Origin of the sequence: Bradyrhizobium sp. sBnM-33, from assembly GCF_032917945.1 — a bacterium.
Lineage (GTDB): Bacteria > Pseudomonadota > Alphaproteobacteria > Rhizobiales > Xanthobacteraceae > Bradyrhizobium.
The window spans coordinates 8,602,960-8,615,448 of record NZ_CP136624.1 but is presented as its reverse complement, the minus strand read 5'-3'; the positions used below and the strand labels follow the sequence as shown (position 1 = coordinate 8,615,448).

General features: G+C 62.5%; 11 protein-coding genes. 6 read left to right on the top strand and 5 right to left on the bottom strand.

The genetic code is table 11. The annotated features are described in order from the left end of the window. Positions 1 to 208 precede the first annotated feature (208 nt). Positions 209 to 1,402 carry a hypothetical protein gene (locus tag RX328_RS40435; RefSeq protein ID WP_213246480.1) on the top strand — a complete coding sequence of 398 codons (1,194 nt, stop codon included), beginning with the start codon at positions 209 to 211 and terminating at the stop codon, positions 1,400 to 1,402. A 150-nt stretch (positions 1,403 to 1,552) separates the two neighbouring features. On the opposite strand, the gene RX328_RS40430 is transcribed toward RX328_RS40435, so the two are convergent. Beyond that, positions 1,553 to 1,858, bottom strand: coding sequence for a hypothetical protein (locus tag RX328_RS40430; protein WP_213246482.1), 306 nt, complete (start codon positions 1,856 to 1,858; stop codon positions 1,553 to 1,555). A 199-nt stretch (positions 1,859 to 2,057) separates the two neighbouring features. Here RX328_RS40430 and RX328_RS40425 point away from each other — a divergent pair, with 199 nt between their 5' ends. Beyond that, positions 2,058 to 2,537: a hypothetical protein gene (locus RX328_RS40425; RefSeq protein WP_213246484.1), complete on the top strand. Its 480-nt coding sequence runs from the start codon at positions 2,058 to 2,060 to the stop codon at positions 2,535 to 2,537. 7 nt (positions 2,538 to 2,544) lie between these two features. Here the strand turns inward: RX328_RS40425 and RX328_RS40420 are convergent, their stop codons facing one another. The 3 genes from RX328_RS40420 to RX328_RS40410 form a co-directional block, all read right to left on the bottom strand. Further along, the gene (locus tag RX328_RS40420; protein ID WP_213246486.1) at positions 2,545 to 3,762 is read right to left on the bottom strand and encodes an EAL domain-containing protein; all 1,218 of its coding nucleotides are present in this window, start codon (positions 3,760 to 3,762) and stop codon (positions 2,545 to 2,547) included. Positions 3,763 to 4,190: 428 nt separating this feature from the next. Beyond that, positions 4,191 to 5,150, bottom strand: a complete 960-nt coding sequence (locus RX328_RS40415) for a TAXI family TRAP transporter solute-binding subunit (protein WP_213246488.1) — start codon at positions 5,148 to 5,150, stop codon at positions 4,191 to 4,193. Between the two features lie 25 nt (positions 5,151 to 5,175). Further along, the gene (locus RX328_RS40410) at positions 5,176 to 7,203 is read right to left on the bottom strand and encodes a TRAP transporter permease (RefSeq protein WP_213246489.1); all 2,028 of its coding nucleotides are present in this window, start codon (positions 7,201 to 7,203) and stop codon (positions 5,176 to 5,178) included. Between the two features lie 243 nt (positions 7,204 to 7,446). Between RX328_RS40410 and RX328_RS40405 the strand changes: the two genes are divergently transcribed. Then, on the top strand, positions 7,447 to 8,250 hold the full coding sequence (locus RX328_RS40405; protein WP_213246490.1) for an SDR family NAD(P)-dependent oxidoreductase: 804 nt from the start codon (positions 7,447 to 7,449) through the stop codon (positions 8,248 to 8,250). 129 nt (positions 8,251 to 8,379) lie between these two features. Here the strand turns inward: RX328_RS40405 and RX328_RS40400 are convergent, their stop codons facing one another. Further along, on the bottom strand, positions 8,380 to 9,150 hold the full coding sequence (locus RX328_RS40400; RefSeq protein WP_213246491.1) for a hypothetical protein: 771 nt from the start codon (positions 9,148 to 9,150) through the stop codon (positions 8,380 to 8,382). A 214-nt stretch (positions 9,151 to 9,364) separates the two neighbouring features. Here RX328_RS40400 and RX328_RS40395 point away from each other — a divergent pair, with 214 nt between their 5' ends. From RX328_RS40395 to RX328_RS40385, 3 genes are all read left to right on the top strand, one after another. Continuing rightward, complete coding sequence (locus RX328_RS40395) at positions 9,365 to 10,129, top strand: tetratricopeptide repeat protein (protein ID WP_249726024.1); 765 nt, start codon at positions 9,365 to 9,367, stop codon at positions 10,127 to 10,129. A gap of 19 nt (positions 10,130 to 10,148) precedes the next feature. Beyond that, positions 10,149 to 10,376 (top strand): lysozyme inhibitor LprI family protein, encoded by a 228-nt coding sequence (locus tag RX328_RS40390; protein WP_213247056.1) that lies wholly within the window; start codon positions 10,149 to 10,151, stop codon positions 10,374 to 10,376. Between the two features lie 202 nt (positions 10,377 to 10,578). Continuing rightward, positions 10,579 to 12,489 (top strand): propionyl-CoA synthetase, encoded by a 1,911-nt coding sequence (locus tag RX328_RS40385; RefSeq protein WP_213246492.1) that lies wholly within the window; start codon positions 10,579 to 10,581, stop codon positions 12,487 to 12,489.

Here is a 12,489-nt window from a genome sequence, read left to right as displayed (position 1 = left end):
CTTCCCCTCTCCCCTTGTGGGAGAGGGGGGATCGAATGAGCGGAGCTCATTCGAGACGGGTGAGGGGTTCTCTCCGCGGATAGAACCCCTCATCCGCCTTCGCTTCGCGAAGGCACCTTCTCCCACAAGGGGAGAAGGGAAGAAAGACACCACCTAATGTCGCTCCTTTCGGGGCTGACATCTCGGGCGCGCTTGCTACAACGATGCGATGCGCCTGCCATTGATTCGTATGGGTTCCGGATTAGCCGCGCTCGCGCTGCTCGCGAGTGCGCCGCCTGCCGTGGCGACGGAGCTGCTCCCTGCCTCAACCGCCGATGCCATGGCGCAAGCGGCTTCGCCGCAGGCGATGGCCGAATACCGTCGCAAGCTGAAAGAGTATCAGGAAGCCCGCGCCGCGTTCGAAGAGGAGGCAGGCGCCTATTGGGCCTCGATCTCCGAGAAGCGAAAGGGCCGCAACGCCAAGCGCCGGGAACGCCAGGCCATCAAGCTCAACGATTACGTGCTGACGCAGCCGCCGGTCTACACCGGTCCGAAGCGTCCGGTCAGTCCGGAGCCGGAGGAGGAGAAGCCGCCGCGCGAGCGCAAGCCGCTGCCGGTGGTTGCCGATTTTCTTAAAGCGGCCGCCGAGCATTTCCAGTTCACGCCGCAACGGCCGGCAACCGAGGTTGAGTTCAAGCGCGCCTATGCCCGCTACGCGTTGGCCGCCGGACTAACGCGCGAGCAGGCGGTGCGGGTCTACTCGTTTGAGACCGGCGGTAACGGCAATCACGACATGCAGTCGGGGCTGAACCCCTCGAAACCGGGCTCGCGCGCGATCTCGACCGCGATCGGCTACAATCAGTTGCTCACCACCAACAGCGTTGAGCTATTGGCCGAACAGGGCCACGAAATCATCAGGGAAATGACGGCAAAGGCCGCCACGCTGTCGGGCGCGCCGCGCAAGGTGATGGACCACAAGCTCGCCGTCTTGAAAAGGATGGTGGCGTTTACGCGCACCGTCCCGGATACCTGGTCCGAGCATGAGAAGCTCGCCAACACCCCGCAGGGCTGGGCTGTGCACGCTATGGTGCTCGATATCGACGTCGGGCCGATGCTGCAGACCCACAAGCTCCTCACCTCGGTGCACTTCGCGCGCGCCAAGGGCTACAGCCGCCCGCTGACGGCCGCCGAACTCGAAATGATGAACCTGACCGGCGACGGCACCGGCCTCGACATGGTGACCATGCCGCAGGCGATGCGCGCGCAGGTGCCGACCTCGAATTTCTTCCAGCGCGGTGGCTACGAGCGGAACCCGGTCGCAATCCGCCATAACACAGTGGCGAAACTATTGGCGATCACCGACGAGCGGATGGATTTCAATTCGAGCAAGCCCGGCGCGAAGGAGCTGGCGGCGGCGTTTTAGGAAGCCTCTTCCCTTCTCCCCTTGCGGGAGAAGGTGGCGCGGATGAAATCCGCGCCGGATGAGGGGTTTCTATCCGCGGAGACAGGACCCCTCATCCGCCTTCGCGTTCCGCGAAGCCACCTTCTCCCAGAAGGGGAGAAGGAAGAAAGCTCACTCCGACCCGAACATGAACTTGCCGTCGCCTTCCAGATAGGGGCCTGAGCGCATGTAGAGCTGCCCATTCTGGCCGATGAAGAACAACGTGCCCTTCGGCACCTTCTTGGCGCCCTTAAGCAGCAGACCCGCATTGTTAGTGCCCAGCTTGTAGGCGAGCGTCTTGCCGTCCCTGCCGTAGGCATAAGCCATGTCCGACTTCAATTCCCAAGGAGTCGGTGCCGCGCCTTGCGCACATGCCGATGTAGCCAGCCCCGTCAGTGCGACCGCCACTAAAACTGATTTTGTCGAAACGCTCGTCATCGTCATCCTCCCAGCGGCCTTAAGCGGCTTCTGTCCCACGTTTTGAACAAATCACGAACGGCGTTGCGCCGTCAATTGCCACCTTCGACGCATCACGCGGCCCTTGAGAGTTTGTGATTTCCCGCGTCTGACTTCGCGACTATGTTCGCGTTTCCGGCTACAAGCATGCATTGCGAAAAACGTCATAGGGATGATCAGGATGAATCGCGTCATGAAATTCGGTCTTGGTGTTGCGCTATCGTTCATGACGCCGGCTCAAGCGTCAGAGGCTGACAATTTCAAGCTGTCCAACAACCAGCGGATCGCCTGCAGCCGGGGATTGGCCGCGGGCAAGCTCAACACCTCGACCTGCAAATCCTATGCGTACGTGTTCAACACCAAGACGTCAGAGTATTTCCGTTGCCAGGTCTCGATGGCGCTGACGCGGGACAACAAGGAAGTCATCAACGTGCAGGCCGACGGCGGCTGCACCAAGAAGCCGCGTATCTTCGATGCCGATTCAAACTATTCGTTCGACGCCACCGAAACCGAAGGGCCGAATACCAACTCGTTCTTCGGTCCCGGCGGCTATGCGGTGTGGGCCAGCGATAACAATAATCTGAAGGTGCGCGGCTGCATCATCATCTCGTCCGGTCTCGGCTCCGACATCGTGAAATGCATCGACATGAAGTTCGAGTGAGCCTCGCTCAGAGAGCCTTCTCGGAGCCGGCTGCAAGCTGAGGGCGCGACCGCGCGAATTTGCGCACCCCGACCGGCTTGCCGAACAGATGGCCCTGGATCAGATCGAATCCCATGTCGTGCGCGGCAAGATACTCGGCGCGGGTCTCGATGCCCTGGGCGACGGCGCGAGCTCCGTTGTCTCGGGCCAGTTCGACGATGCGTCGGCATACCGTCTGCTTCAGCCGGTCGTCCGCGCAGCCCCTGACGTATTGTTGGTCGACCTTCACCTCGACGAAGGGGAAACTCCGAAGCTCCAGCAGCGACGGCCATTCCGCGCCGACATTGTCGATTGCGATCGCGATATTGTGCAGGCGCAGCCGTCTTGCGGTGTCCACTGCGAGATCCAAATGGTCGACCACCTCGCTGCTGTTGATTTCGATCAAAAGTCCGCCGAATGCCGGGTGGGCGGGCATGGCGCGGCACAGATCACGCACCGCCGCTGCGTCGTCGAAGAACGATATCGGCAGGTTGATCGAGAGGTCGACCGGACCCTGGCTCTCCAGCAGATAGCGCCAATCCTCGATCGCGCGGCCGATCACGAATTCGGAAAGCTTGCGAAAATGCGGATCCTTGTCGTCGGGAATGAAGTAGGCCGGCGGGACCACGCCCCAGGCAGGATGCCGCATCCGGACCAGCGCCTCCGCTCCGCTGGGGACCAGCGTGCGGGTGTTGATCTTCTGCTGGTACCACAATTCGAGCCAGCCAGCCTTCAACGCCTCGGCGACGTCGACGGCGGGGCTTGGCGCCGGTTCGGCAGGCAATAGCGTCGCGAGGCTGGCGCGCAGGCTCGCCGCGCCGAACGGCGTCGGCAGGGAGGGCAGCATGGCAATGCCGTATTCTTCGCCAATTTGCCTGACGGCCTTAACCATGATCGCGTCGGGCTGACCGATCACGAGAACCTTGCCGGCGAAATTTTTCCGGACGATCGCCTCGAGAATTTCGCCGACATTGATCCCGTCGGCGCACACGCTGAGCACGATCAAGTCGGGCTGCTCCGCCTGCAGTACGCCTGCCAAATCGCCGGCCTGGCCGCATTCACAAGTCACGAACCCGAGATCCTCGAGAGCGTCGGAAAGAAACAGTCGCAGGTGCTTTTTGCTGTCGATGACGCACGCTCTGGGCGTCAGCTTCCGATGCCCAAAGTGCGCTCCCCGAGAATGCTCGCTAAAGTTGATCTGCTCCATGCCGCGCTCCCACCAAATACCCCGACGCCAGTGGTACATCGGCGTTGCGGTCGCAATCATGGAATTTTTGCGTGAGGTCACATGATTGCTTCGGTAGGGTTAAAGCCGCCGACAAGAATAAAATTTTAGGGAAACTGCTGGTCGGGACGCAGCCAACCAGCGCCCGGGCAACTCGATGGGGTCATTTCATCGGCTTCAACGCGCTGACGCCCGGCTTGGACAACATTTGATCAGCCTCGCGTGTTAACGCCTGTGGTCGCTCGCTGGCGCCGCGATGTTCGTGGCTTAGCGAACGTCGCCTGAGCGCTCCTTCACAGGAGCAGCAATGCCGCGACACTCACAACCCTATCGATGGCAAAAAGAATGACCGCGGTCCTCGGCAGACCGCGGTCACTGATGACGCAAGCCGAATTAGCTCAAGCACACCGCTAGCCGCCGACGCCCTTTTCCTTGAAGTACTTCAACGCGCCGGGATGGAACGGGATCGGCGAGCGCTCCTGCACCTGGTTATCGAGCGAAAAACTCTCGGCTTCCTTGTGCACGGCGACGATGTCCGCCTTCTTCTCCACCAGCGTCTTGACGATGGTGTAGGCGTCCTCGTTGCTCATCTTGTCGCCGGTGACGATCAGATTCCAGACTTCGGTGATGGAGTTGTCCTTGTCGTAGCCGGGATACGAGCCCGCCTTGATCTTGCTCGACGAGTAGAGCTTGCCGTATTTGGCGTTCATCTTCTCGGCCAAATCGCCATGGTCGATCAGCTTCATCTTCAGGCCCGGCGTCGCCGCGAGATCGGTGATTGCAGCGGTCGGAATACCGCCGACCCAGAAGAAGGCGTCGATCTTGCGGTCCTTCACCGCATTGACGGATTCGGCAACCCCGAGCCGCTCGCGCTTCATGTCCTTGTCCTTATCGAGGCCGGCCGCCTCGATGACACGGAATGCCATCACTTCGGTGGCGCTGCCGGGCGAACCCGTCGAAACGCGCTTGCCCTTGAGGTCTGCCATGGTCTGGATACCGGTGCCTTCTACCGTCACCACATGCATGCGGTTCGGATAGACCACGAGCAGCGCCTGCAACGGCACCTTGCCGCTCTTGAACTTGTCCTCGCCCTTCAGCGCATCGAGCGCGGCATCGGCCATGGTGAAGGCGAGCTCGCTCTTGCCGGCGCCGATCAGCTTGAGATTGTCGACCGAGCCGCCGGTGACTTCGGCGGTAGCCTGCACGTTGGGAAGGTTCTTGGAGAGCACGTTGGCAACCGCACCGCCGAGCGGATAATAGACCCCGCCGGTGCCGCCGGTGCCGATCGACATGGTTTTCTGCTGCGCATGGGCTGCGCCGGCAAAGGCGAGCCCCAGGGCCATCGCCAGTATCGCTGTGGTCTTTTTCATTTTTGTCTCCTCAATTGCTTCTTCTCTATGTTGTGAGCGCAGGCCGCTCTGGCGACCGCGTTCTGGCCTGCCACAGCAATACGCCGAAACCGATGATCAGGCCCGGCACATAGGTGTAGCTGATATCGCGCCCGGTGATCCATTCGACCAATGCCTCAATCAGGCTTGGGAACACCAGCAGCAGTCCGGATAGCAGAAGCAGGCCGCGCTCGACCGCTGTATTTTGTCGCAGCGCCCAGTTCTGGGCAAACGCAGCCAGCGCCAGCAGCCCCAGGCTTGTCTTGATCGTGATTTCGAGAATATCGACCCACGATCCACCCTTGGGGATCGACATCAGCAGGCCGCCGCCCTGCGGATCGAGCACGAAGACGAACGGCACCAGGAACGCCGGCAGCGTATATTTCCAGGATTGCAGCGTGGTCTTGTACGGATCGCCGCCGGTGATGGCGGCTGCGGCGAACGGCGACAGCGCCGTCGGCGGCGAGACCTCCGACAGCACGGCATAGTAGAAGATGAACATATGCGCGGCGTAATCGGGCACGCCGAGTTTGACCAGCGCGGGCGCTGCGATGACCGCGCAGATAATGTAGGACGCCGTCACCGGCACGGCGAGGCCGATGATCCAGACGATCAGCGCGGTGTAGATCGCGGTCAGCAAGAGGCTGCCGCCGGCATAGGCGATGACGATCGACGAGAATTTGAGGCCGAGACCGGTCAGGGTCACGATGCCGACGACGATGCCGGCGCAGGCGCAGGTGGTCGCGGCATTGAGTGCGCCGATCGAGCCGTCGGCCAGTGCCTTCACCAGTTTGCTCGGCACCAGCGCAGTCTCCCGGCGCAGGAAGCTCAGCGCGAACGTCACGACAATGGCGTAGAACACCGATAGCGACGGCGAGTAGCCGATGACCATGAAAAAGACGACGGCGAGCAGTGAGATGAAGTGGAAGCCGTACCGCATGGTCATCTGGCCGAGCGACATCTCGGGCGTGAAGGTCACGTTCTTGGCGTGGAATTTCTTGGCGTCCAGCTCGACCATGAACAAGAGCGACATGTAATAAAGGCAGGTCGGTATGGTCGCCATCCAGATTACGTCGAGATAGCTGATCTTGAGAAACTCGGCGATCAGGAACGCGGCCGCGCCGAGCACAGGCGGCGACAGGATCGCGCCAAGCCCGCCGGCAGCCAGCAATCCGCCCGCGGCGTTCCTCTCGAAGCCCGCCTTGGCCATCATCGGATAAGCCACGGTGCCGATCATCACGGTGGTGGCGACGCCCGACCCGGAGGGGCCGCCGAGCAGGAATGACGACAACACCACGGTGCGGCCGGCGCTGTTCGGCTTGCCGCCCATCAGGGCCAGAGAGAAATCGATGAAGAACTTGCCGGCGCCGGAATGCTGCAGGAATGCGCCATAGATGGTGAACAGGATGATCAGGGTCGCCGACACGTCGACCGCGACACCGAAAATGCCTTCCAGCGTAATGAAGAGATGGCCGACCAGGCGGGGCAGGTCGTAGCCGCGATGGGTCCAGGGCGCCGGCAAATAGGGGCCGAGCATCGCATAGGCGATGAACAGGATCGACACCACCGGCATGATTGCGCCGGTGGTGCGCCGCGTCGCCTCCAGCAGCATCACGATGAAGACGATGCCGACGATCACGTCCCAGCGGTCGGGCGTGGTGGCGCGATCGGTAAAATCCTCGCCACCCCAGAGCGCGTAGACGACAGTTGCGACCGCTACGATCCCGGGAACGATGTCCCACCAGCGCACACGGTTGCGAAACCGCGTTGCCAGCGGAAACAGCAGGAAGCTCAAGATCAAGGTGAAGGCGACGTGGGTGTAGCGAAGTTCCTGGGTCGGAACGATGGCATAGGCCGCATAGAGATGAAAGAGGCTCATCACCACGGCAATCGTGGTCGAGATGCGCCCCGCCCACCCCATCAGACGGTTGGCCGCGCCTTCTTCGGCCTCGATGTAGGCTTCCGCCTTGTGCAAGGCTTCGTCCGAAACGGCGACGACCTCGTCATTGGGCGGCGTTGTCTTGTCTACGGCCATACTTCCCCCCGGGGACCGGTTAACTTTCCGGCCCGACTGCGGCGGGCCTCGTTCGCGGGCCGCATTCAGTCCGGTTTGGGTGGCGGTGGCAAGGGGCTTTTCGGCCTATGTCCAAGTCGCTGCTTTAGCTTTTCGGAGCGGTTGACCCAAGGCCGCCGTCCGTCCAATTTCCCGCCCCAACTTCGGATGCGCCGCGTTCGTGCGCGCTGCAACGCAACGAAAACCCAACGGGAGAAGAAGTCGATGGAGCGGCTCAAGGGCAAGGTGGCGATGGTGGTGGGCGCGGGATCGATCGGTCCCGGCTGGGGCAATGGCAAGGCGACCGCCGTCACCTTTGCGCGCGAGGGCGCCAGCGTGTTCTGCGTCGATCGCAATGCGGCTGCCGCGAAAGAAACCGTCAGCATCATCACGGGCGAGGGCGGTAAGGCTGTCGCCTTCACCGCCGACGTTTCGCGCGAGGCCGAGGTCGAGGCTATGGTGGCGGCGTGCCTAAAGGCCTATGGCCGCATCGACGTGCTCGACAACAATGTCGGCATCGCCGAAATGGGCAGCGTCGTCGAAGTGAACGAGGCGAGTTGGGACCACGTTTTCGCGGTCAATCTCAAGAGCGCTTATTTTGCCATGAAGCACGTCATTCCCGTGATGCAGAAGCAGGGCGGCGGCTCGATCATCAACATCTCGTCGATCGCGTCCATTCGCCATCTCGGCATTTCATACGTCACCTATGGCGCCTCGAAGGCGGCGATGAACCAGATGACGCGCACCACCGCCGTGCAATTCGCGAAAGACCATGTTCGCGTGAACTGCATCCTGCCGGGCCTGATGAAGACGCCGATGGTCGAGCACTCGGCCGGCCTTGCGGCAAGCTATTCGGCCGGCGACGTCGAAGCGATGTGGCGGGCGCGCGACGCGCAGGTGCCAATGGGGCACATGGGCGACGCCTGGGACGTCGCCAATGCGGCGCTGTTTCTCGCCTCCGACGAGTCCCGTTACGTCACCGGGATCGAGCTCGTGGTCGATGGCGGGATCACCGTGAAGTCGAGTTAGTTCTGGTCATTCCGGGGCGCCCGAAGCGCGAACCTCAGATGTGCAATTGCACATCGGGGAATCTCGCGCAACAATCTCTGGATTCCGGGTCGCTCGCTTCACTCGCGCCCCGGAATGACGGCCCTTGCGCTACTGCGCCATCGCCAGGATGCCGCCCGCGAAGGAGTGCCAGAGCGGCGTGACGCTGATCGGCCAATTCAGGAGTTTTACCGCGATCAGCGCAATGCCGCCGTAGATATAGACCGGATGCGGCCGGCCGCGCGTGCGCCAGTCGAACGCGATGGCGGCGACCAGCAGGAGATAGGCGACGAAAGCCGGCGGGATGGTCACGGGTACCGGCGGCGGGCCGAGCGGGCCGGGAGGCGCGAGGAAGGTGAGAAACCAGCGGGCGACCGCGGCGTCCAGCAGCGAAATGCCGGCCAGCAGCATCAGCCGCTTATGGGTTTCCGGCCGCCGGATGGCGGCAATCGCCAGCGTGAACACCACGGCAAAGAACAGAATTCCGCTGAGGGGAACGATCGCGAAGGCGATTCCTTCATTGGTCAATCCCGCCGCAGCGGAGCGTTTCATCGCGTGGACCGCGACCAGGAAACCAAAAATCGTCATTGCGGTCGCCAGCGAGACGCCGATCATGCCGATAGCGCGGTGCCGGGCGACTTTGCCGGATGCAGCAAGCCAGCTCTGGAATGCGAAATAGAGCGACCAGGCGAAAAACAGCAGGCCGTGAAAGTGCACGACGGGCGAGGCCGAGAACGATCGCTGCGCCATTGGCAGCCAGTAGGTCGGCGCGAAGCCGAGAAAGGCAACGGCCGTGCAGGCCAGCGCCATGTAGAAGTAGAAATAGGCTGATTGGGATTGCGCGATGGCGCGCGGCGGACGCAAGTCGGTCAATGTGGTCATGGTTGTTGAGTCTGAGAGACCGACGAAAGGTTCACGGCAAATTTCATCGCCGATTGTATCTTTTCTCGTGCAGGCTGTTGTGTCTTCCGGTACGTCACGTTTCGGCCAAAATCCGTCTTGTGCCCAAAGGGGAAAATCGCAAGCGGCCGTTGTCGGAAAAGCGCAGCCCTTGCTAGGATCGCGCGGCAGTCGACAGCATATCCCGGGTCAATCGATGCGAGGCTATCCCGATGTCTGCGGCCTGATGGTGGCTTGCCTGCTGTCGCTGACGTATGCGCATGGTGCATCGGCGACCGGCGGCGAGCCGGTCAAGGATTTTCGGATCGATCCTGCGCCCTGTCTTGCCGCTGGCCTTGCACATGATCACGACAGGACGGTGCATCTCTGCACTGTGCTGATCGACAACGAAAAGACCGAAAAGGCCGACCGCATCAAGGCGCTGATTGCACGTGCGACCGCCTATGAGCGTAAGGACATGATCGACCGCGCCATCGCCGATTATGATGGCGTGTTGCGGCTCGATTCTTCGCACGCCGATGTTTACAACGCGCGCGGCGAACTCTGGCGCAAGAAGGGTGATCTGCCCAAGGCGGTGGCCGATTTTGCCGCGGCGATCAAGCTGAACCCCGACCACGTCGTCGCAAGAGCCAACCACCGGGCGCTGGCGCAGGAGGCGGAGCGGCAGGGCGCGCTGAAAGCGGTCGCCGGCAAGCCGAGCTTCAACTGCGCCACCGCGCGCCGCAACGTGGAGAAGGCGATCTGCGCCAATCCCGAACTCGCCGATCTGGACCGCGAAGTTCAAGGGTCGTACGTCAGGGCGGCCGCCGGGAAGATGACCCGACAGCAGGCGCGCAGGCTGCGGCGAGAGCAGGAGGAATACATCGCCCGCCGCAACGCGGAATACGGCCGGCCCGACTATGATCTGAAGAAGGCCATGCGCGACCGCCTGCAGCAGATTAACGGGATCGACGGGTACTAAACGTCAGGTCAAAAAAGCGATCTGTGCCGACGCGAGCCTTGCCCAGCTCGACCGCAACGTCAACGACGTATTCCTGCGGGTGATCGCCAGCGCGGAAACCGACAGCCGTCGCGTCGCGCTGGCGCTGACCCGGCAGCAGCGCGATTTCATCGACAAGCGCAACAGCTCGTTCGGCCGGCGCGGCTACGATCTCCGCCAGGCCATAGAGGACAGGCTGGAGAAGCTCAACGCGATCGCCCGGCAATAGGGGTTTCTCCGAGCGGCCAAGCTGTTTCCGGCTTGATCTAGCGCCGCTTCCCGTGACAATGCCCCGGAATAATATCGCTCAGCCGTCATGGCCGGGCTCGTCCCGGCCATCCACGTCTTGCTTTCCTTTGACTTGAAGCAAAGACGTGGATGCCCGGCACAAGGCCGGGCATGACGACATGTGTGAAGACGGGGAGTGCGCCATGAACATCCAAGACAACAGCCGCTATCACGAGGTCCATGCCCGCTCGCTGGCGGACCCGGAAGCATTTTGGGCCGAGGCGGCGCGCGAGATCGACTGGATCGAGCCGGCCAAAAAGATCTTCGATCCCACGATGGGCGCTTACGGCCGCTGGTTTGCCGGCGCCGGGGTCAACACTTGCTACAACGCGCTCGACCGCCATGTTGCGCGCGGACGCGCCGATCAGGTGGCGCTGATCCACGATTCGCCGCTCACCAATTCCGTCTCGAAATTCACCTATGCCGAGATGCTCAAGGAGGTGCAGACGCTCGCCGCCATGATGGCCGATTTCGGCGTCGGCAAGGGCGATCGCGTCATCCTCTATATGCCGCTGGTGCCCGAAGCGGTGTTTGCGATGCTGGCCTGCGCGCGGATTGGCGCAGTGCACAGCGTGGTGTTTGGCGGCTTCGCGGCGAAAGAACTCGCGACGCGGATCGATGACGCCAAGCCGAAACTGATCTTCTCGGCAAGCTGCGGGATCGAGCCCGGTCGCATCGTGCAGTATAAGCCGCTGCTCGACGAGGCGATCAAGCTTTCCAGCGCGAAGCCGCAAGGCTGCATCATCCTGCAGCGGCCGCAGCACGTTTGCGAACTCGCGGCGAGCCGCGATCATGACTGGGCGACGCTGCGCCGCGCGGCGCTCGACGCCGGCAAGGCAGCGCCCTGCACGCCGGTGCTCGCGACCGATCCGCTCTATATTCTCTATACCTCGGGCACCACGGGCATCCCGAAGGGCGTCGTGCGCGACAATGGCGGGCATCTGGTTGCGTTGAAATGGTCGATGTTCAACCTCTACGGCGTCAAGCCCGGCGAGGTCTGGTGGTGCGGCTCCGATATCGGCTGGGTGGTCGGCCACAGCTACATCGTCTATGGGCCGCTGATCCATGGCGCGACCTCGATCATGTATGAGGGCAAGCCGATCGGCACGCCGGACGCCGGCGCGTTCTGGCGTGTCATTTCCGAGCACAAGGCTGTCGCGCTGTTCACCGCGCCGACCGCCTTCCGCGCCATCCGCAAGGAAGACCCGGACGGCGCGTTCATCCGTAAATATGACCTGTCGAAATTCCGCACGCTGTTTTTGGCCGGCGAGCGCGCCGATCCGCCGACGGTGGAATGGGCGGAAGCGCAGTTGAAGGTTCCGGTCATCGATCACTGGTGGCAGACCGAGACCGGCTGGTGCATCGCCGGCAATCCGGTGGGCCTTGGCATGTTGCCGGTCAAACACGGCTCGCCGACGGTGCCGATGCCGGGCTATCAGGTCGACGTGGTGGACGAGGCATCCAGGCCGGTGGCCGCAGGCACCATGGGTTCGATCGTGATCAAGCTGCCGATGCCGCCCGGCTGCCTGCCGACGCTGTGGCAGCAGGATGAACGCTTCAGGGAGGCCTACCTCACGGAGTTTCCCGGCTACTACAAGACATCGGACGCCGGCTACAAGGATGAGGACGGCTATGTCTGGGTGATGGGCCGCACCGACGACATCATCAATGTCGCCGGCCATCGGCTTTCCACCGGTGGCATGGAAGAGATCCTAGCCTCCCACCCTGATGTCGCCGAATGCGCCGTGCTCGGCATCAAGGACGCGATCAAGGGCGAGGTACCTTGCGGCTTCCTGGTGCTGAAGGCCGGCGTGACGCGAGCTCCGGCCGAGATCGAACAGGAGATCGTGGCGCTGGTGCGCGACAAGCTCGGTCCTGTCGCAGCCTTCAAGCTTGCGATCACGGTCGGCCGCCTGCCGAAGACGCGGTCGGGGAAAATCCTGCGCGGCACCATCAAGAAGATCGCCGACGGCGAAAGCTGGACCATGCCGGCCACCATCGAGGACCCCAAGGTGCTCGACGAAATCGGCGACGCGCTGAAGGGCAGGGTGTGA

Bases quoted from the DNA above. Each gene is read 5' to 3' on its own strand.
- RX328_RS40435 (WP_213246480.1), top strand. From the start codon at position 209: ATGCGCCTGCCATTGATTCGTATGGGTTCCGGATTAGCCGCGCTCGCG.
- RX328_RS40395 (WP_249726024.1), top strand. From the start codon at position 9,365: ATGCGAGGCTATCCCGATGTCTGCGGCCTGATGGTGGCTTGCCTGCTG.
- RX328_RS40405 (WP_213246490.1), top strand. From the start codon at position 7,447: ATGGAGCGGCTCAAGGGCAAGGTGGCGATGGTGGTGGGCGCGGGATCG.
- RX328_RS40385 (WP_213246492.1), top strand. From the start codon at position 10,579: ATGAACATCCAAGACAACAGCCGCTATCACGAGGTCCATGCCCGCTCG.
- RX328_RS40430 (WP_213246482.1), bottom strand. From the start codon at position 1,858: ATGACGAGCGTTTCGACAAAATCAGTTTTAGTGGCGGTCGCACTGACG.
- RX328_RS40410 (WP_213246489.1), bottom strand. From the start codon at position 7,203: ATGGCCGTAGACAAGACAACGCCGCCCAATGACGAGGTCGTCGCCGTT.
- RX328_RS40400 (WP_213246491.1), bottom strand. From the start codon at position 9,150: ATGACCACATTGACCGACTTGCGTCCGCCGCGCGCCATCGCGCAATCC.
- RX328_RS40415 (WP_213246488.1), bottom strand. From the start codon at position 5,150: ATGAAAAAGACCACAGCGATACTGGCGATGGCCCTGGGGCTCGCCTTT.
- RX328_RS40425 (WP_213246484.1), top strand. From the start codon at position 2,058: ATGAATCGCGTCATGAAATTCGGTCTTGGTGTTGCGCTATCGTTCATG.
- RX328_RS40420 (WP_213246486.1), bottom strand. From the start codon at position 3,762: ATGGAGCAGATCAACTTTAGCGAGCATTCTCGGGGAGCGCACTTTGGG.